This window comes from Paenibacillus thermotolerans, assembly GCF_028745515.1.
Lineage (GTDB): Bacteria > Bacillota > Bacilli > Paenibacillales > YIM-B00363 > Paenibacillus_AE > Paenibacillus_AE thermotolerans.
Genome location: NZ_JAQZSG010000007.1, coordinates 140,410 through 160,908, shown reverse-complemented (window position 1 = coordinate 160,908; position 20,499 = coordinate 140,410). Strand labels below are relative to the sequence as shown.

General features: G+C 45.2%; 14 protein-coding genes and 1 pseudogene. 2 read left to right on the top strand and 13 right to left on the bottom strand.

Annotation, left to right across the window (positions count from 1 at the left end; genetic code table 11):
- Positions 1 to 2: 2 nt before the first annotated feature.
- Genes drmB through PT964_RS08470 form a run of 3 tightly spaced genes read right to left on the bottom strand, consistent with a single transcriptional unit; the run spans position 3 to position 8,138 of the window.
- Entirely contained in the window at positions 3 to 1,883 is a 1,881-nt protein-coding gene (gene drmB, locus PT964_RS08480; RefSeq protein ID WP_274362914.1) for a DUF1998 domain-containing protein, read from the bottom strand.
- 6 nt (positions 1,884 to 1,889) lie between these two features.
- Complete coding sequence (locus tag PT964_RS08475; protein WP_274362913.1) at positions 1,890 to 5,501, bottom strand: helicase-related protein; 3,612 nt, start codon at positions 5,499 to 5,501, stop codon at positions 1,890 to 1,892.
- Between the two features lie 18 nt (positions 5,502 to 5,519).
- Positions 5,520 to 8,138, bottom strand: coding sequence for a DrmE family protein (locus tag PT964_RS08470; RefSeq protein WP_274362912.1), 2,619 nt, complete (start codon positions 8,136 to 8,138; stop codon positions 5,520 to 5,522).
- 637 nt (positions 8,139 to 8,775) lie between these two features.
- Between PT964_RS08470 and PT964_RS26500 the strand changes: the two are divergent.
- Positions 8,776 to 9,204 (top strand): annotated as a pseudogene (locus PT964_RS26500) (LytS/YhcK type 5TM receptor domain-containing protein); the annotation flags it as partial.
- 30 nt (positions 9,205 to 9,234) lie between these two features.
- Positions 9,235 to 10,047 (top strand): sensor histidine kinase, encoded by an 813-nt coding sequence (locus PT964_RS08465; protein ID WP_274362911.1) that lies wholly within the window; start codon positions 9,235 to 9,237, stop codon positions 10,045 to 10,047.
- A 302-nt stretch (positions 10,048 to 10,349) separates the two neighbouring features.
- On the opposite strand, the gene PT964_RS08460 is transcribed toward PT964_RS08465, so the two are convergent.
- The 10 genes from PT964_RS08460 to PT964_RS08415 all read right to left on the bottom strand — a co-directional run bounded on the left by PT964_RS08460 (position 10,350) and on the right by PT964_RS08415 (position 20,420).
- Positions 10,350 to 11,108, bottom strand: a complete 759-nt coding sequence (locus tag PT964_RS08460) for a polyphosphate polymerase domain-containing protein (RefSeq protein ID WP_274362910.1) — start codon at positions 11,106 to 11,108, stop codon at positions 10,350 to 10,352.
- Between the two features lie 15 nt (positions 11,109 to 11,123).
- Positions 11,124 to 13,022 (bottom strand): CotH kinase family protein, encoded by a 1,899-nt coding sequence (locus PT964_RS08455; RefSeq protein WP_274362909.1) that lies wholly within the window; start codon positions 13,020 to 13,022, stop codon positions 11,124 to 11,126.
- Positions 13,023 to 13,039: 17 nt separating this feature from the next.
- Positions 13,040 to 13,720, bottom strand: coding sequence for a DUF4956 domain-containing protein (locus PT964_RS08450; RefSeq protein ID WP_274362908.1), 681 nt, complete (start codon positions 13,718 to 13,720; stop codon positions 13,040 to 13,042).
- A gap of 1 nt (position 13,721) precedes the next feature.
- Positions 13,722 to 14,441 (bottom strand): uracil-DNA glycosylase, encoded by a 720-nt coding sequence (locus PT964_RS08445; protein WP_274362907.1) that lies wholly within the window; start codon positions 14,439 to 14,441, stop codon positions 13,722 to 13,724.
- Positions 14,438 to 14,971 (bottom strand): HD domain-containing protein, encoded by a 534-nt coding sequence (locus tag PT964_RS08440; protein WP_337995016.1) that lies wholly within the window; start codon positions 14,969 to 14,971, stop codon positions 14,438 to 14,440. The genes PT964_RS08445 and PT964_RS08440 overlap by 4 nt, the downstream gene beginning before the upstream one ends.
- Before the next feature lie 457 nt (positions 14,972 to 15,428).
- The gene (locus tag PT964_RS08435; RefSeq protein ID WP_274362905.1) at positions 15,429 to 16,535 is read right to left on the bottom strand and encodes a glycoside hydrolase family 172 protein; all 1,107 of its coding nucleotides are present in this window, start codon (positions 16,533 to 16,535) and stop codon (positions 15,429 to 15,431) included.
- Positions 16,536 to 16,547: 12 nt separating this feature from the next.
- Positions 16,548 to 17,594 (bottom strand): ABC transporter ATP-binding protein, encoded by a 1,047-nt coding sequence (locus tag PT964_RS08430; protein ID WP_274362904.1) that lies wholly within the window; start codon positions 17,592 to 17,594, stop codon positions 16,548 to 16,550.
- A 19-nt stretch (positions 17,595 to 17,613) separates the two neighbouring features.
- Complete coding sequence (locus PT964_RS08425) at positions 17,614 to 18,573, bottom strand: ABC transporter ATP-binding protein (protein WP_274362903.1); 960 nt, start codon at positions 18,571 to 18,573, stop codon at positions 17,614 to 17,616.
- Position 18,574: 1 nt separating this feature from the next.
- Complete coding sequence (locus PT964_RS08420; RefSeq protein ID WP_274362902.1) at positions 18,575 to 19,399, bottom strand: ABC transporter permease; 825 nt, start codon at positions 19,397 to 19,399, stop codon at positions 18,575 to 18,577.
- A 22-nt stretch (positions 19,400 to 19,421) separates the two neighbouring features.
- Positions 19,422 to 20,420 (bottom strand): ABC transporter permease, encoded by a 999-nt coding sequence (locus PT964_RS08415; RefSeq protein WP_274362901.1) that lies wholly within the window; start codon positions 20,418 to 20,420, stop codon positions 19,422 to 19,424.
- Positions 20,421 to 20,499: the final 79 nt, after the last annotated feature.

Genomic DNA, 20,499 nt, shown 5'->3' with positions numbered 1-20,499 from the left:
ATTTAACTATTCAACCATTTATTATAAAATCCTATATCCTTCTCTTCAAACGTCCCCACTACCAGTCCACGATCCAAAAATACGTTAAATTCTTCACAACTGGTCTCCGGAAGAAGACCACAAGAATGACAGGAAGCTAGATTTAATGCATCTCTACCTTGACCCTTACTGGTTATACATACCGGATCATTTGAGCACAACTCACCAAATTCGATCGCTTTTCTAAAAGTGCGGGGTAAACAATCCCAATAGCCTTGTCTAACAAGTCCGCCAAGTGTACCTTCGGAATCTCCGCTGGCAGTGTAAATAAGAATTCCTGACATTTCAACTCCGTCTTCTTGTTCACTGCAGTAAAGTCTTTCTCTCAATGATGCAGCTGTATATCCACATTCAAAGCTCAGTTGCCTAATAAGTAGATGAGCAATCGTATGCAGCAAGATGAACTTGGGAGTTATTTCCCTATTTGTAACATCCCCTTGGTATGAAGACTGATAGTTAGCGTTAATAATTCGAGCTCGCCGTTTAATTGCTTCATCGTTTTCGTCTATCCATCTATTTATATCAGAATTATTAAATTCAATAAATATGCCCTCACCTCGGACTTCATAACCGGGGTACCACCTTGTTTCGGGCTCCTTAACCGAGATAAACCCACGAATATTCTCACCCGAATCATATGCATCAGGCGGTTCTAGGCGCGTAAACCCTGTTAATGCCCGAACTTCTCTGATTTTATGAATGAGTGAAATATCTTTAACAAAAGGAATTTCATACATATTTATATCTGTCGCTTCTCTAACAAAATCATTACCATTTAGATCATTAATTGATATTTTTCCCGAAAGAGCCTCAAACTCTTCAATACGATATTTAATCCCGTTCGCATTTACCGGCTCATCTTCACCATTATCTAGCAAACGCCTTGACAAGATATTCTTAACCACTGCTGAATCAGCGGAAAGCTCTCTTGCTATATCCTCAGCCCACTTATCAATGCGTTTCCTAATTCTTTCGACCTTTTCATCCTCTTCATAATCACCGATTATTCTTAGGACATCATTAAATCCTACCGAATTTACAATGCGATCGTTAATCTTTTCTGAATATGGAGGAATTACAAGTGAACTAACAACTTTGGGATAGTATAAGGAAGATGCACCTCGTTGCATTGCCCTGGGGGACTCTACACAATCAACGGAGTGATTTTTCCATGGCATCTTCCCCGTGCATTGATAACCTATCTTCTCCATCGCATCCTTATCAAATGCGCCCTTCAAGGTAGCTCGAGAATTGCAATTCTTACACCTTACGTTCAGACCTTCAAGACCAGCAGATGCTGTCGCACCGGTCTCAAATGTTAAGATTGGGTTGGAACAAATTTCACTCTCTTTTTTCCCATGGGCCCATAGCACCCATGGGAAATCGTCGATATGTCCTTTAGTACAAGCAACCACAATACGACTGGGGACTAGGCCTTGCCTACATTCCATACAACGAGGTTTTCTCATATGCGGATCAAATTCTTTTTGTTTTGATGTAGCCTTCCTTAAATACTCATTGACCCAAAGTTTTAATGGTTTAAACACCCTGCATTTCGGGCAAAAATACCATTCCGGGAATCGAGCATACGCAATTCCCCAATCGTATTTATTTTGGCCCCCAGGCATACCAAAGTAATCAACTTTCAATGCTTTCTCTAATCTTTCATCGTGTATTCGCGTAACCTTCGTTTCCCAATATTCAGGGGCAGCAGTCATTAAAGTCTGATCCGGGAAATCAACCATTGCACCAACGCCATATTGTAGTATTGCTTGTGCGCTTCTGACACTATGTGTAACAATATTAAGCCTTTGTATATCCCTCTGCCTTCCTAATCTAGACAATAGTCATCACTCCCAAATAATTAAACCGGCAGTTACACTCTTATCAACATTCCTCATTGATGTTAGAGTTTCTTTAGCGGAGTCAGGGCTGCCGTTTCCGAATACTTTAAGCAATCTTTTCGTGTCTGACGGAGGATCTTGCACTATATATCTGTCCCCATAATAAAAGTTACTGCCTGTGGAACGATTAATGCGGTCTTCCCAGTCACCCCAAAATTCTTCCATTTCCTCAATGATAGCATTACTCTCATCTTTTAAATCGATATCGACGCGGTCTCTAATTTCATTTATCCGATCAATTATAAACTCCTCAATTTCCCTTATCGCTTCATCATCTCGTTGAAAAAAAGCAGCCTCATTATCTGAAGTGAGTTTATATTTGTGCCTCATTAATGTGACCATTACTGCGTGTAGAGCCCGGTCACGGGCAGGTTTTGAAAATGGTGTTGCGCCTGTAGGTTCTACAAATTTATAAAACGATTCATGGTAACTTCTGAATTGTTCGTAGTGTGATCTATCCCGACTCTTAGCACCGTCGTACAACACAAAAGCTACGCCAGGATAAGTTCTTCCAATTCGGCTGGATGCTTGAATGTATTCGCTTGTCAACTTTGGTTGCCCGACAAGTAACATTACATTTAATCTCGCAACGTCCACCCCTACCGAGATCATATTCGTCGCGAGTAATACGTTAATCGGATATTTCTTTTCTCTCTGGTTTTCCTCGCTATAAACAACCTGTTCGAGCTTTTCTAATGTTTCGTTTAATTGCGAAGTGGAGATTCTGCTCGTCAATTCATCGGCGGACCCAGTTCTTCTCGTTAAACTTCTATTCCCAAAACGCTGTGCCGTTCTTCTTAAAAAGTCTTTAACGTCATCATCCACCAACATCGAACATTTACTCAAATCGCGCAAACTATTGAAATATACCGCCAAAGTCCAAAACTTATCCTTCACCTCATATGGAATATCCATCATATGAACACGTTGGAGTATTGCCGCAATAGATCTTACTTCCATCATTGCTTTAGTTTTCCCGGAAGGCATTATACCTACATAAAACCGTCCGTGCTGCTCTTTTATGCAAGCTTCCCGCGCAAAAAAAGAATCATCGGAATCAATGCCGGGAGAAGGGAACTGTTTGACATCGCGATTGAATAAATTTGAACATTGATCTTTTGCGCGACGAATCGTTGCTGTTGATGCGATAATTTTCGATTTCACACCTTTTGCACTAACCAGTGCATCGATTGCCGTTTCGTATAATCCCACCATTGTACCTAAAGGCCCCGATATTAAATGTAGTTCGTCCTGAATGATTAACTCAGGGGTTCGATTATTACTTCTCGTTGCAAAGAAACTTCCCGCATCACTCTTCCAAGGCAGCATTGCAAATTTATCTACCGTACCAAATAATAGTGTCGGGGGATTTTCGTATAATTCCTCGTCAACAACTTGAATTGGCAATGCTGTTTCAAATTCGCAGTTTTCCTGAGTACAATATATTTCAAACCGCTTCTTATTTTTCATTAGATAGCCCCAGCGGCCAATCAGATTGTTACCTGTTCTGTCGTAATCTTTAACAAGCTTAGTTCCACACCATGGACATTTTAATATTTGAAATTTGTTATGCTTATCCTTGACGTCACGCAGGTTACTGCTGTTTGCCTTTTGAAGCTCATCTAGACATTTTTTTGCATCATCATTCTTATTTGGGGTATGCGTACCTCCGATCCAAAGTCCAATCGTTATTTTCTCGCTTCCAAGTTTGTAAGATGGATACTTTGGTTTCCTGCTTTCACAATCTTTTCTAATAGATTCACAAGCACAAATAAGAGTGCCTGCTCTTAAAAATTGTTGGGCAGCAAGTAGTCTTAAAGTATACCTCATAATCACTGTGGTGCCTGCAGACGTAGGAAGATGGACGAGCCTGCGATAAAATATCGTGAATGCTGTCAACCCCAGATACGCCTCTGTCTTTCCACCGCCGGTAGGAAACCAAATCAAATCAACTAAGTTTCTCTCAGAGCAATCTTCTTCCACTATTGATCTAATACTCATCAATAAAAACGCCAATTGAAACGGACGCCATTTATGATTTTGATCATCTTCCTCGTAATAATTTAAATTCATTATTTTATTTTGCAATTCTTCATCTTGGGGGTAATGATCTTCCTTCTGAAGAACGGAATGAATGCGTTGCATGAACATGGATCTGTTAGCCAATTGGAAAGCGTCATATATAACATCGTTCTTCTCTAACAATTTTAATCCATAGTACATACGGTCACAGGATTCTTTACATTCCTTGATATGATGTTCCATTGCCTCTTGAAATCTACTATCGAGAAATTTACCCTTTGACTCGATCTTTGAAATCCAAGAAGAATAGGCGTCAACTAAATCTTTCATTGATTTGATTTTCAATAATTTATCTGTTTTATTCAAATCGGATAGGTACTTCATTGAGAATGTGTTGAGATCTACTCTACTGTCTTTAATACTAAAATCCATTTGGGGCACTTCGAATGTCGGCAAGAATTCAGACCATATTTTCCCTTCGCCTGTATCCCTAACATCCCAATCGGCCGAAACTCCATGTCCGGTTGCAAACACCTTTTTATCTCGATAAAGAAGATCTAGTCCCTTTTCTTCTAGGTCGCCATTATCAGCATATTCCCGGTTGGAGTAAACTTCAAAACGAAGCCCATCATTTTTGCTTGAATCAATATCAATTCTTGGCTGAAAGAAAGAATTGGTTCCGTTATAACCGCCGGTGTTCATGTTCACCAACAGAATGGTTATCGCTTGTAATCCATCAAGAGTATATTTTCTAAGAGCCACACATTTAATTTCTTCATTATCCAACTTGAATCTTTCAAAATATCCCTTGTCAGAAAAACGAATAGTAACAGGCAAACAATGCGGAACCCTAACAAATCCCTGGGTAAATTGGTTACTTAACCTATAAAGGCAGTCAAACAAATAATCATCATCGATCTCGCCACTTTGCTTTATTTGGGTTACTTCCTTTGGCATCAATCGATTTTTCAATATTAAAAGTTTACTTTCCTTATCATACTCGACCAAAAAACTCAATTTATCGGGAAGTATGTACTTTTCCGGATCTTCCGGAATAAACGGCACCTTACAATCTTCAATTAATGCTTTTCTATATGTCCCAAATGAAATATTCGCAACGATCTCTTGAATATCCTTATTCACAAAAAAAGTAATCCCCATTGAAGACGGCATGTTTTGCATTGATAAACTGATGTCTTCATCTAGCGTGCCATTATCGGAATCATCCGCAATGTTGCCTAAGTATCTCTGTTTCTGTTCAATATCTTCATCGATGACGGTCCCTAACGGTTCTTCGATTTCGTGTTCCGGTTCCTCAGCTTGTTCGGTTATTTTCGGTAAAGCTTCATCAGTATTTTCCGCGTTTATTAAATTTTTTTGCGGAAAAAGCACACCAACACAATATCGTGTTTCCGGTAAATCGGTGATAATCTCATGTTCTACATCAGGAATTGAGTATTCAGAACCGGGCCCTAGCAATTCTTTCTTCATTTGTTCGATTAACTGGGATCTCGTATCTAATAATAAGTCCTTCACAGGCGTCACTCCCAAATCCTACGATATTATTGGTTTATTGGCTAAATGAGAAGGTACTACAAGATTTTCCGCCTTTATAATTTTTTCTATCTGAAGCAACCTTGACATCTTTGAGAGGTCGATCGGCAATTTACTTAATATTTCATCATAAACATCCTTATTTTTGTTGTAATTCTTAATAATGTTCTTTCCTAGATATTTTAAAATCCTTATTCTCATTGATCTAACTTCTCTGCTTGATTGATGATATGTTTCGGGATTCGAAAGCATCTCCGGGTCTTTCGTGATCTTGGCAATAGTTTTGTAAGAATCAAGATCTCTGGGCCCAACTATATGACTTGCCTCATCCAACCAAGTTCTCAATGTAACTTCATGTTTCCAAGCTCCAGCATCCGCCATCATATCTGATAATTCTTTGTAACTTATTCGTTTTTTATAAATATAGTCCTTCAACACTTGTTTCCAGTGTATCGATTTACGATTTGCTTCTCTAAATTGATCGCTACAATCCTCACTCTCCAAAATAATTTCTAGGATCCTTTCCACAATATCTCTTGTACCACTGTCGTAACTAGTAAAGATCAGAAAGTCTCCTACATTTAACGAAGAAACATCCGTTTCTTTCACAACCTGGCGGTCACTATCAAATACATATGCAGAGTAATACCTGGTAAAAAGAATTTTCTCACCTGTTTCTAATAGGGCGACCCTCACAATTTCAGATGTCTGCATACCTGTATTCGAGGAGAATTTAAAATCCTCACTTGAAAACGATAAAGAAATGCTATCTGTAAATATCTCCAATTGATCTTCAAGATAACGTTCATCTAACTCGGCATCGACACTAACTACAACTTCTTTGGAGTCGTCTTGATCAAGGGTTTCATTATTTTGTATCAACAAATTTCTTTTTTGTAGAGATACAAGCTTATTTTTTGTAACTTCAGCCGCTAGGTAATATTTCTTAATTTCATTTTTGTACATTACAAAAGATACTACCTTAGAATTGCTAAATAACAATGGATTTAATTTAGTCCAGTCCCATATACCAACGACGTAAACTTGGTGGAAAAGTATTGATGAACTATATTTATTAGGTGTGAAAAAAGCGCATTTATCAACTGTTTCCCTCAGATATTCAGGCGCGGCTTCCCAAAAAACTTTTTGATAATATGTTTTCGCGCAAATTATAGATAATTTTCTTTTTGATATTTTACTATCTTTTATTTTTTCCAGTAAGTAGTTAAATTTAGGATTCGTATATTCCAGTTTCGTCTTTATGTGATCTATATTTTCAACTATCTCTCTGGCTATCGACTCCAACTTTGTACCCATAAACTCAACCATAATTTTCTTTATCAAATCCAACTCTGAGTTTGGTGATGGAGCATTTATTTGACCGTTAGAGACCATTTTCTCCATCACTGATATAGGAAAAAATGATCTTTCAAGGAGATTAAGTAACCAGTATGCTTTTTTAATAAAGAACTCTTTTTTATCGCTATCGTCTATTTGTTTTGATAGTTGAAGTAAATTCTTTTTACACTGGAAAAACTCATCATTATCAAATGGCCCGTCAATTAGAACTGTTTCTTTCTCGATATTTTTATAATTGAATATCAATCTCTGAAGCAGCTTACTTTCTTCATGTATTTCGTTTTCCTGCTGTTCAGATACAATCTCTTCACTTTGAATTGTTGTATCGTTTGTCCAGATGAATGGTTTAAGATTTTCCATTTCATTAAAAACAGGCGAATTGATTCCCTTACAAATCTCACCAAGCAAAATAATGCTTTTTAACGAACTTCGTTCATATATACTTGCTATTTCTGAAGTGTCATTTACAAAATATTCTGAACCGTTGATTATTACTGTCTCAATGCTTTTATTTTCTATTATTAATTCTCTGGCTAACGATAATTTGTTTACGAACCTTATTACCGGATCACTCTTTGCAGTATTCCCTGGATAATGATGAATCTCGTTAGGTGTAATATAAGCAGCCGGAAACAATTCGCCCATTTTTATACGTTTATCGTTGACCTTAAGGCTCATACTTCCTATTATCTCATCAGCTTCGATCTTGTCACAAACAATCAGAACCGATTTATTTATTACGCTCTTTATTTCTTCATTTTTAATATCAAATAACTCTGATATTACGCTCATTACATTCCGCTTTCTTTTGATACCACGACCGTCCAAAGTCTTTCCGTCACCAAAGTACGGTTGTACTTTATTCGCAAGGGTGATAGGGATATAATTAGTAGTTCGTGTCCCTCCTTTATCAGCATTCACAATTATAATTTTTCCATTGGGATCTCTACCTTTATAAATCCCCCTTTTATTCTCATAAAGTACTAAGTCCCCTGTATTTAAATCATCTAAAAATGCAGTATTATCTCTTTCGTCAGATAAATATGTCTTAAAACAGGCAAGCACAATAGCGAAATATAGGGGGATTCTTGTACCATGATGTAAAACTATGCCTCGTTCTTTTTTTGAAATTGTAAGTAGACCAATCATTGTTTCAACGTGGCGTAATATGATTTCGTTTTTTTCCAGATACTTATCACTAAGCATGAATGAAGATTTAACGAAAGCATTCCTAAGGATGGATACAATATTTTCAGACATATCGACACCTCAAAATAGACATTTTAATTGTCTCCTACTAAAAAATCTTGATATGGCCTTGTCTGGACTATTCTTGCACTTCTCACGGTCGATCATAAGTGGACATTTCACGATATTAAGGTCCCATATTCTAGTTATACTACCGAAAGATGTAGAACTCTAGTAGGAATTTAAATATTGGAAGTAGGCAGAAGAGGAGAATGGGTGGGTCCATCTGAAAAAGGGGGCCGAGTAAACGCGATGCAAACAAGTACTGCCAGCTACAAAGTAAACACCTTACTCGAATTTTCGTGAAAGGATAAGACCAATTGAAAAGTCCGGCTCGGATCGCTTCACCCGGATATTTTCCGGATACGCTGCCAGCTTTTACGACCCGAAGAGCACAGTTAAGAGCTTGCAGCGTAGGGACCAGTTGTGACTTGCGTTCAATTCGCCTCAAAACTATAGGTCAATTATGGAAATATTCATTTACAATGAATAAGGACATCAACCGAATGATGTCCTGTACAATTTCATTTTGCAAATCCTCCACCAATCTATTTACACATCATAAACTTCACCTAAACCAAACAAAATATGATAATCTGTTACTTATACTTCTATTAGCGATTGCCGGCCTAGAGGAGAATGAGAACCGATGCTGAAAGACTTGTTTCTGCACACTTTGATTATTTTGCTTCCGATCTTTCTATATCAGGTTCTCGCGATCAATTTTTCAACACTGCTTAACACCAAAAATACCAAATATTTAATAGGGATACTAAGCGGTTTTTCGTCTGCTTTATGTATGGTGTTTCCGATTAATATGGAAGGATTTTTGTGGGATTTACGTTTTGTCCCCCTCTTTATTTCCTTTGTGTACGGGGGATACCGTTCAGGGGCGATTGCTTCGGTAATTGTACTGTTATTCCGGTTCTTTTTGCCTTACGACACTCTACTCCTCCTGTTTATTTATATCATCCACGCCACGTACTGCGTTCCTGTGCTATTTGTTGTGAAACGTTACCCCCAATACAAATTGCTCAAAAAAATAAGCATCAGCATCATACTAAGCTGCTTTTCTTACCTTGTAATTTTCAGCAACTTGTGGGCATATATGAAGCTGTCACATAAACCGAACCCCTTCGAGCTAAAAACGATCGATTTCTTCCTAAACATTTTCTTTATTGAAATGTTCGCGGTAGCTCTCTCTGTGCTTCTTATGGAAACTTATTTGAACACAGCCAAAATGCGAAATAATATTATACAATCCGAAAAGCTGAACGTCGTCAGTCAGCTGGCCGCAAGTGTCGCTCACGAGGTTCGAAACCCGCTTACCGTTGTCCGCGGATTTTTGCAATTGATTGGACAATCCCCTACAAACGAAAAAAATGCCGATTTCATCAAAACTGCGATTACCGAACTCGACAGAGCGGAAGAGATCATCGGGGATTATTTGAATCTGGCGAAGCCCCAGCTGGAGAAGATCGAGGTCATGAATACCCTTGAGGAATTGCAAAAAATCGCCGATCTCATGGCGTCTTATGCATCGATGCGCGGTGTCGGGCTGCTACTAAGCTGTGACAATCCTTCCCTTTATATTAGCGGCGAGAAAGCGAAGTTTGCTCAGGGCATGATCAATATCATCAAAAACAGCATCGAAGCAACCTCGTCCGTAGGCGGCGTTGTGAAAATGGAAGCGTTCAGGGAAGCGAGGCATGTCATCATTAAAGTAATCGATTACGGACATGGTATGGCGAAGGAAGAACTCAAGCGTTTGGGTACTCCGTTTTACTCCACGAAGTCGAAAGGAACCGGCCTCGGTTTGATGGTTACGTTTCAAATCATTCGAGCTATGGAAGGCAAAATCGAGTATTCCAGCGAGAAAAACGCGGGCACGACAGTAACCATTACATTGCCTGCACGTTAAAACTATCGACATGTAACTGCACATCTATTGTTTTACACTACCTACCCATTGGGGGTACATTTTTTCTACTTAGAGAAATTAACCGTGTAGATTGATAAGTGATTAGCCTTTCATTTCTTATTTCCTTTATGTTATCATATCAATAAATAAGCCGAGTGCTGTGAACACTCGGCTGTACAACGGCTTGGATGGGGCATCCCTTCTAAAGTCTGGGGAAAAGAACCCACCTTCGGCGCTCAACCTACGGGTGGGTTCTTACTTTCTCTTGGTAGTTACCTATTATACCAACATTATTATTACTATTAAATAACGTTTATTGTATTCCCTTCCACCCCAACCCCACTCTGTCCCCCAACCACTAGATCCAACAACTCTAAACTCGTACAATACTTCGAAACACTCTTATACAAACACCCATACTCACTCAACAACCTCGTCAACCACAACGGCACACTGTCACTCACCTTCACCTCAAGGATCACGAGCCCAGGATCCACAAAGTACGCTTCATCTCTCCCGCCCCCCATAAAGGGAGGATCATACCTTCTGCACATCAAATGATGATCGAACGTGATCCGCAGCTCCGGATCCTCAATGCCCGCCATCGCCTGCCGGTCATAGCTTACGATCACCTTTGGCGCCAACTGATACGCTTCCCTAAAAGCCACGATCTCCTTCAGCACCTGCTCATTGGACACAGGTAGCCCCTGCCCATCCCCCGCAATAAAACGATACGCATCCCTCACCTTCAGCTGCGTCCGCCGCTTGTTCACCACGTTGCCGTGCTTCTTCTTAATCTCCAAGTAGGAAAAATCATTCGCACCCGCCTGATTGTACACGCGCATCCGCAGCTTTTGGCGGTATTTCGCCCGATTCTTCGTCTCGTAATAAATCCGGTAATCCGGCGATTCGAAATATAGGCTGTGCACCCGATACCGGCCCTGATTCCCGCCGTAATCGTCGGATCGCACATAGGGAGCGAGCGCCTGCTGCAGCGACAGGTACGTGCCGAAAGGAATCAAATATTTGACCTCATATCTCGTAAAAACCTCTTTCGCCATGAAACACCACGCCCCCTATGGCATCAATTCCTCAATATGCTCATCGATCCACGCCGCCCGCTCCGCGATCCAATCCTTAAGCCGGTCGACCTCACCCTCATACGTATCCGGGAACGGCGCCACGTTCGGCCAAATATACCTCCCGAGAATGTCCCACCGCTCAAAGTTCCGGTCCGCCGATTCCTCCAGGAACGCCGCATTCTTATCGATCACATCCTGCATGTCGTCAATCAAAGGCCGGATCTCTCTCCAACGAGCGATCACCTTCCGCACAAACTCCGGATCCTGAAACAACCGTCCGTACCAGCTGCCCGGATGCGTCCGCACGATGCCCCATCCGTCCGTCCGCCACCCGCCGTCATAATCGGCATTCCCAAAGCTAATGTCGAAATCCCACACCGGCCCCATCCGCAGCTTATCGCCCCGATCCTTATACATGAACGTGCTCAGCCGCCACGCATCGACGTCGCGGGACAGCTCTCGGATCAAATACCAATCGATGAACGAATCCACATCGATATATTTGGCATACCCGTTCTCCGGGTCGTCAAAATCTCCCCCATACAACACATCCTCAAACTCGTTGATATAGCCGATGATGTACGACTTTTGCGCGGACGTAAGCTTCACCGGGTCCGGATAATGGTAAATCAAATCCACGCCGTGCCTTGTCATGAAATACGTCTGCCCCTCCACCCGGTCGATCCGCAGTATATACCCGCCCGTCACATTCGGCTCCACTTGATCCGCTTCCGCATCCGACAACGCCTTTACCCCTACGCGGTTGATGTCCCGCTTAATCCGCTCAACGAGCAAATAATTGCCGACATAATCGTCGTTCAAGTACACTTCCACATAACGCATCTTCGGCACATACAACATCCCTAGCTTCCGCGCGAGATCGTTGGCGATATAATTCCGCATCAAGCTCTTATCAAAATGATTCGGAATCAACAGCCAATCGTCGTTCTCGGGCATATCGAGAATAGGTGCCGAAATATTGTTCCGCTTGTTGTCCCAAAGCTCGATGTTGTAAGGCTTCTTTTTCTCCTCGGTCCACCAGGAGCTGTTCCCCCTGCCCCGAATGCCGATATGGCCGCTGTACAACCCCTCCGCAGGGTAATTGGAGTAGAGGCTGTTCTTGATCGTCATCGTTCCCCGGATGCGTTCCGTCAACGACGTAATGGGCACTCCGTTCGTATCGATATAAACCGCAGGAATCCCGTTAAAAGGCCGCACATAAAAGTCCTTTTCCCCGATCGAGTGATACAACCCTTTTAAAGGAGAAAAGTCGTTGATCGAATTTCCGCTCAAATACAGCCGAGTCCGCAAATTCATAAGCTCGCCCAGCGGCGTCACATCCGCAATCCGATTGCCCCGCAGGTTCACATCCGTAAGCCTCTTCAGCCCGGCAAGCGGCGAAATATCCTTGATGTAATTTTCGCGAGCGTTCAAAACCTCGAGCTGTACCAGCCCGTTGATCGGGCGCAGATCGGAAATCAGATTGCCCCTCATATTCAAGTCTTTGAGCTGCAGCATATGCCGTAACGCCGAAATGTCCCGAATCCGATTATCCTGCACATTCAGCTCTTGCAATCGCTTAAGCGACGCTAATGGAGATAGGTCGGAAATTACGTTCTTTTCCAAGTCGAGCCGAACGAGGTTTGTCAAATACTCCAAGCCCGCCAAGTCCTGAAGCCCGCGATTGCGCAGGTCGAGTTCCTCCACCTGTTTCAGATCGGCGAACGTCAGCTCATCCGGGTCTTTATACAGCTGAGCAGCGACTGCTGCCGCCAAATCCTGATTGCGAAGCGGAACCTCCGAATGCTCGGCAAGTCCCACCAATGCGAAAAGGCACGCGATAATCCCAACCGATCCGGCAAGCGCGGCGATTTTTTTACGAGTGAGCCCCATGCTCCGATCCCCCCTGCCTAGGTTGAATATTGCGTCATGACGAGAGATACTTTCATGTTGGCATTTTTCACCCGGATCGCATCAATCAACTCTTTATCGGAGCTGCCGTCCTTCCCCACAACCACATACTCAAGCTGAAACATCGTCCCAAGGTTGGTCGTCTCTACGCTCACTAAGGAATAGGATCGCAGGTATTGGTCGAAGACGTCGTTGAACGCATTCTCATAATAGAAGTTTTCGGGCACGGTAATTTTGAGTGTTTTTTCGTCGCTCGTTTTTTTACCGTAATCGAGGACGAACAGCACGTAAATAAGCACGCACAGCGCAATCGTAAAAAGCACCGCCAGCACGTAAAACCCTAGCCCGCACGCAATGCCGGAGCCCATCCCGAAAAATATGAACGCAATATCCTTCGGATTGCTCATCGCGGTGCGGAACCGAATGATTGAAAACGCTCCCACTAATCCGAACGCCACAGCCACGTTGCTGCCGATGACGATCATAATGACCGACACGACAACGCTCATAATAATGATGGTATGCACGAACGATTGCGAGTACCCTCTTCCGCGAAACGTTAGCTTATAAACCTGGGTGATCACAAGCCCCAACACGAAGCTCAGCACGATCGCAATCAACGCTTCCGTCAACGATACGACCGTAAATTGGCCGATATTGTTCATCCAGTCCGTCAGCATTTCATCCGTCCTCTCTGTTCCTTAGCAGCTTTGTAAATTCTTCTCGAAATTGATTCGCATTGCCGTACGATGGGTGTGGGATATGGTCATGGTTGATGCCATGGGCGTCCAATGTTCGTTTCGAAAACTGGCCGATCGAAATCACCTGTGCGTCAGGGAGAAGTTTTTGCAGCGATTTAACATAGCCGATTCCTACTCTCAGTTCGTCGCTTCTTGGGTCCCGGTTGCTTAAGCGGCCGTCGTTTCTGTCATAAGGATGAAAGGGAAAAATGTTCCAAAAAACGACTTCCCTTGGATCTAATCCCGCACGATTGACAATGAAATCCCATACGATCGTTGCTGTCGGCTCTGCCATGCCGTGCATTTTCTGCGACTCTCTGAGGTGAACGCACGTAGGGTCGCTCGTTCGCCGGCCTACGGCTTCTGAAGAAAGTATATAATGCGGCGGAATCTCCCTCACCTTCCCCATCACCATTCGCTCCGAAGTCATCGCGATGCCGGAGAAGCGTCCGCCCTGGTATCCCAACGCCTCAGCAACGAGTAAATATTTCGCATGCGGAATGCGCGCTTCCAAATACGCTTTCAAGTGGCGGGTTCGAATCTTAGGAGCCTCGGGTCCGATATCGATCCCTTCGTGGTAATCGCGCCAAGGGTTGCAGACATCATCCGAAGAGAAAGCCCTTAGCTTCTTTAGAAAAGCTGTAACCTCTTTTCGCTTCATTTTGCAAATAAACGGTCTACCTCTTCCCGTAGCTTCTCTACTAAAGGAAACGGCTTCCCATGGCTCAAGCTCTCGATGATCCCTCGGTAATACCACTCTTGCTGCTCCTTGCCGCGCTTGAACTTCGTCCACAACTCCTCCCCGATCGCCGAGTAGTCCTCGATCATCGAACGAACATTCTGGAGCTTATCCGCGCAGCTGACGAGCCTGATTTCGTCGGGCGCCGCCTTTAACGCCTCCAGCGTATGCCGTTTCCGTTCTTCCCACGACAGCGATTTGTCCGGCTCCGAGCACCCCATGACGATGTCCGCGACCTTTTGGCCGAATTGTCTCTTAATATCATCCGGCGTCAATTCGGTATCCTCGACCGTGTCATGGAGAATGCCTGCTGCGATGACCTCATCGCTGCATCCCTCCTGCGCCAATATCATTCCAACGGAAAAAGGATGCGAGATGTACGGCACATCGGAGCCTTTTCTGCTTTGATCTTTATGGGCAATGGCCGCGATTCGAATCGCTTTGTCGATCATCGTCAACCGGATCCTCCGCCTTTCTCTTTCATTTGTTTATTCTTTAGATCTCATTAACATTCGACGGTTACAATTTATTTCCTGTTCTGCAGCGGGAATCCAAAAAAAACGACTACCGGAACGCGCCTGCCCGGAAGACAGCGCCCGCCAAAAAATCCGGCCGCTTTTTCTAACGGACACGGATGCAGTTATTCGGCGTTTTGAAGGCAGTTTTCAGTTTTAACGGACACCATTGCAGTTATTAACTCGAAAAAGCAGGGAAAAGCACCAAAAATCGGGGTTTAGCGTCCGTGATGTCCGTTAGCGGAATCACAGCGGGCAAATCGGGGATATAGCGTCTGGTGTGTCCGTTAGCAATACATTAGACCTTACCAACAAAAAAAGAGGCCGATCCGCTCGGCCCCTCAACCAACGATATGAAAAACAATACGGCAAATGGATCGGATCCATGCTTTACTTATCGCGGCCAGCGTCTTTCCACCGGAAGCAAATCCGGAAACTTGGCGTGAGGCTCCGCTTGATACCAATACGCGACCGAAGATACGTCATCCGTTCTTTCGAACAAGCCTCTGCTGTTGTGCCCCATTTGCTGAATCGTCACTCGAAGGTCGCTTTCGAAGCGAATCGGGTCCATCAAATGCCAACGGTACAACCCATGCATCGGCACGCTGTCTTCGCCGAAGTGGTCCGCTCGGGTCGTATCGGTCTTGGAATAATACGGATATCCCAAATACGGCGTATTATAAGGCGTCTCTACGACTTTTCCGTCCTTCTTCTCGTAAAAGCACCAAGCCCCGCCGAAATAGTCCTCGGTACCCGTGCCGCATATGGTCGGCCATTCCTCGTCGCCGTCCATGTAAAACTTGATTTCCCCTTCGCCCCACCAATAGCGTTCCAATGCGGCCCATGCAAGGTAAGTGCCGACGTAGTGGCCTTTCCCCTGCACATTGTCCAAAATCGTGAAGTCCTTCGCCTCGGTCGTTATGTTTTCCCTTCTCCACTGTGCGTGAAAATAGGCCGCTTCCTCCGGAATGGCATCTACCAACGTATAGTTGAATTGATAGAAAAAGCCGTGAATATCCGCAGCATGCTGGTTCTCGACGGTAATTTTCGCCGATTTGCGGAACGGCATCGGGAAGTAGCAGTTCATGCCCCCCGTCGGATTGACGACGATCGGCAGCGAATTGACATTCGCTCTGGCGCCGAAGCCGTTGCAGAAGAAATCTCCAAGCGGCACCTCTACGGACGGAGCCGCTTCATCGTCCCAGTACATGCGCAGCACCAAATCCCGAAGGACAAAATACCCTTTATCCGTGCGGTCCGTTACCGTAATCCAGAAGTGTTGAATGACGCCGGTTCCGTCGATTTCGGCCAGCGTCACGGTTTGCCCTTGCGGAAGCGTAATACAGGGGCGTCCCTTGCGGCCTACGCCTAAGTTGCTCGCCTCTTTCCCCCCGGCTCCTGCTTCGCCTCTCGGATTTTCTGCGCTAATGGAGCGGGTTTTGCCGTTCGTCATCAGCGGTGCGGTCGATAACCCGAAACCAAGCCCTTGATGTTGCATCATGATAATAACCTCCTAAAGTGAAATGTCGGATTGATGATCGCGAGCCATGCCGCTGCCCGCAAGAGCGGGTGCGGGTGCCGGCGCCGCAGCGTAATCGTTATGCTTAAAGCAGAGCACTTGGTGCCGGTCCTGCACGTCGACCATATACGGCTTCGCCGTATGGCAAATTTCCTTTGCATACACGCAGCGTCCGGCAAACTTGCAGCCGTTCATGGCGTATTCCTTCGTTTCGATGTCCGGGAGCGCCATTCGCTCGTCCCACTTCTTTCCGACGCGAGGAATGGAGTCAAGCAGCAGCTCCGTATACGGATGCGCGGGGCGGTTCAATATTTGCTTTGCGTCGCCGAACTCGATCAAGTTACCGCGGTACATCGTGGCGATATAATCGCTGACGTAATAGGCGGTAGACAGGTCGTGGGTAATATAAATAAAACTGACGTTATATTCTTCTTTTAGCTTCTTAAATAAATTGACGACGTTCATTCGCAACGATGCGTCGATCATCGCTACGGGTTCGTCCGCCACGATCAATCTCGGTTTCGGGATTAACGCTCTCGCAATCGAGATGCGCTGAAGCTCCCCGCCGGAAAACTGGTTCGGATATTTGCCGGCGACTTGGCCGTATTCGAGACCGACGGAACGAAGCGCCTCCGTGATGATTTGCTTCGCCTCCGCTTTCGACTTCGCCGCGTCCAAATTTAGCGCCGTTTCATATAAATAAGCGTCAACCGTTCTTCTCGAGCTGAAGGTGGTGAACGGATTTTGGAAGATCGGCTGAACCTTTTTGTAAAACTCTTTTTTGTTTTTTCGCTTTGCGTAATAGGATAACGGCACGCCTTCCAGGACTATGTTCCCGGAGGAAGGGTCGAGCAGCTGCAGGATCATCTTGGCCAGCGTCGTCTTGCCGCATCCCGACTCTCCCACGATGCTCATAATCTGCGGTTGATCCCCGGGAATCGTAATGTCTACCCCGTCTACCGCGGTGATTTTACTTCCGAACAGCATGCCGCCGATTTTAAAATGCCGCGACAATCCGTTGATATTGAGTATGTCGGCCATAGAAACCTCCTTGTGCAGCCTAGTTTAGCAAATGGCAGCTCGCGTAATGGTCATCCTCTACGGCTACCCTTGCAGGTTCCACGAAACGGCACATCTCTGTCGCATGCGGGCAGCGCTCGGCGAATCGGCATCCGGCCGGAGGATGCTTCAAGCTTGGCGGCGTTCCCGGGATTCCTTCCTTCTGACTGTTGTCGCCGATTTTCGGAAGCGCGTTGATGAGCATTTTGGTATAAGGATGCTGCGGATTCGTAAAGATTTGCTCCGTAGGCCCGATTTCGATCATTTGGCCCGCGTACATAATGCCCATGCGATTCGTAATTTGGTAATGCACGCCCATATCGTGCGAAACGATCACCATAGAGTTTTTCATTTTCCTCTGCACTTGAGACAGCATCGTCAGAATGCCTCTTTGCACCACGACGTCCAAAGCGGTGGTCGGCTCGTCGGCAAGCACGATGTCGGGCTTTAAGAAAGTTGCGAGCGCAATGAGAACGCGCTGCCGCATGCCGCCGCTGAGCTGATGCGGATAAGCCTTTAACGCTTCCTCCGGCAGCTCCAGCTCTTTTAAATAGCGGACGATTTCAGCCTGCAGCCGCTTTTTATCCGTAATTCCGTGGTATTTGCTGATCGTATCGAAAAACTGATCCTTCACCTTGGCAACCGGATTCATTACATGCATGGCGCCCTGCGGCACGTACGATATGACCTTCCACCAGCTTTTGTGAATGTCCCCGTTGCGGTAAACTTTGTTCTCGCCTTTGCGGTCCGTAGAGTGAATCTCAACCGAGCCGTGAGAAATTTCAAGCGGATAGCTGATCAGATCGTACATGACCTTCAGCAGCGTCGATTTGCCGCACCCGGATTCGCCGGCGATTCCGAAAATTTCGTTCTTCCTGACCTCAAAGTCGACCTTATCCACCGCTTTTACGTACCCGGTGAGGATGTTGTATTGCGCGCTAACCTCGTTCAATCGCAGCATATTATTTCCCTCTCCTTAACGCAGAATATTGTTGATATCCTGTCATCACCAGGAACAGGGCAATAAAGATCAACGTAATGGCGACCACCGGCGAACCGATCCACCACCAGCGGCCCGCCAACATCGCTTGGTGCTGATTTGCCCAATAGATCATCGTTCCGAGCGTCGCTTTCTCGTTGCTTGACATCCCGATGACCGCAAGGCCCGATTCGGAGCTGATGGCGACGAGAATCGTGTTCACGAAATTCGCCACGGACCATCCGGCGACGAACGGGAAAATTTCCTTCACGATGATCTTCAAGGTGCTTTGGCCGGAAAAGACGGCGGTGCTGATAAACTCCCTCTCCCGCAAAGACAGTGCCATCGAGCGCAGCTGGCGCGCCGGCCACGGCCAGTTGAAGATGATCAACACAAGCGCGATATACAACAAGGACGCTCTGCCTTTCATCATGCTTCCGAGCAATATTAAAATCGGAAGCGACGGAATGACGATGAAAGAATCGGTGAGCAATGTGATGAGCCGGTCGATGAAGCCGCCCTTAAACCCCGCCCATAGCCCTGCCAAAGCGCCGATCACGGTGGCGAAGAAGGCGACGATGATGCCGATGACGAAAGAGTTTTGGACCGATGCGGCCAGCAGCCAGAAGGTGTCTTGGCCTAAATTCGTCGTTCCGAACAAGTGGTCTGCGCTCGGTTTTAAGTTGTTGGGGAACGATCCCCATTCGATAGGATTGACCGGTGAAAAGAAAGGCACGACAAATCCGAGAATCAAAAAGATTCCAAGGACCAATGCGCCCGCCTTTAACCGAAAATTCCAATTTTTCACGTCGTCACCTCCAAGCGGCAGTCTATTGATAACGAACCCGGGGATCCAAGAACGGATAAATCAAGTCGACGATAAAGGTGGCGCCCGCTACGGCGACAATCGAAATCGTAATTGTCCCCATGATCAAGTTGTAGTCCGCCTGCAAAATCCCGGTATAAATCAACGTGCCGACACCGGGGTAGCCGAACAAAATTTCCGTTATTAAAGCTCCGTTGAAGATCGTTCCGATTTGCAGCGCCAGCATCGTGATTTGCGGAAGCGCCGCATTGGGAAGCACGTACCTGGACATAATTTTTCTCTCCGGCAACCCCTTCAACCGCGCGAAATGAACATAATCTTCTTCCGCAATGCCCGCGGACAATGTTTTCATGCTAATGACCCACCAGCCTGTGCCTCCAAGAATGATCGAGAGTGCCGGCAAGGTAGAGTTGTAGATCAGGCTTTTGATAAACTCCCAAGAAAAATCGTAGTTCATGAACGTTACTGTTAAAGGAAAAATCGGATAAATATAAGAAAGCGTCATAATAAGCAGCAATGCCAAGATGTAATAAGGAATCGGATACAAAACAATGGAGAACGCTTCTAAAAGCTTCGAATATCCCTTTTCCTTGCGAAATCCCGCAAGCAATCCGACCGCGTTGCCGATCACCCAGGCGATCAGCGTGGAAATGAGCAGCAAGCCCATAGTCCAAGGCAGTGCGCGGCCGATCATTTCGTTGACCGGCGTCGGGTAGCTGGCAAGCGACGGGCCGAAATCCTGCGTAAACACGACCCGCTTCACAAAACCGAAGTATTGCGACATCAGCGAGCCCTCCAGACCGAACGTCTCATTCAACGTTTCCCGAAGCGCCGTAACGGCAACCGGGTCCATGAACGCCGATTTGGACGTCATCTGGCCGATCATCGCTTCCACCGGGTCGGACGGCAAAAACCGCGGGACGAAAAATACGGTCGTTATCCCGATAAAAACAACGAGGATAAACGTGATGACTCTAGAAAGCAGAAACTTATAGAAATTCATTCGGTATCCACCCGCCTTCCGTGTGTGGTGCGGTTCGTCATACATACCGGGCCTCCCTTAAAGCCCGGTATGTATTTGT

Excerpts from the sequence above, each read along its gene's own strand:
- PT964_RS08465 (WP_274362911.1), top strand. The coding sequence starts at position 9,235 with ATGAAGCTGTCACATAAACCGAACCCCTTCGAGCTAAAAACGATCGAT.
- PT964_RS08460 (WP_274362910.1), bottom strand. The coding sequence starts at position 11,108 with ATGGCGAAAGAGGTTTTTACGAGATATGAGGTCAAATATTTGATTCCT.
- PT964_RS08435 (WP_274362905.1), bottom strand. The coding sequence starts at position 16,535 with ATGATGCAACATCAAGGGCTTGGTTTCGGGTTATCGACCGCACCGCTG.
- PT964_RS08440 (WP_337995016.1), bottom strand. The coding sequence starts at position 14,971 with ATGATCGACAAAGCGATTCGAATCGCGGCCATTGCCCATAAAGATCAA.
- PT964_RS08445 (WP_274362907.1), bottom strand. The coding sequence starts at position 14,441 with ATGAAGCGAAAAGAGGTTACAGCTTTTCTAAAGAAGCTAAGGGCTTTC.
- PT964_RS08450 (WP_274362908.1), bottom strand. The coding sequence starts at position 13,720 with ATGCTGACGGACTGGATGAACAATATCGGCCAATTTACGGTCGTATCG.
- PT964_RS08425 (WP_274362903.1), bottom strand. The coding sequence starts at position 18,573 with ATGCTGCGATTGAACGAGGTTAGCGCGCAATACAACATCCTCACCGGG.
- PT964_RS08430 (WP_274362904.1), bottom strand. The coding sequence starts at position 17,594 with ATGGCCGACATACTCAATATCAACGGATTGTCGCGGCATTTTAAAATC.
- PT964_RS08415 (WP_274362901.1), bottom strand. The coding sequence starts at position 20,420 with ATGAATTTCTATAAGTTTCTGCTTTCTAGAGTCATCACGTTTATCCTC.
- PT964_RS08455 (WP_274362909.1), bottom strand. The coding sequence starts at position 13,022 with ATGGGGCTCACTCGTAAAAAAATCGCCGCGCTTGCCGGATCGGTTGGG.
- PT964_RS08470 (WP_274362912.1), bottom strand. The coding sequence starts at position 8,138 with ATGTCTGAAAATATTGTATCCATCCTTAGGAATGCTTTCGTTAAATCT.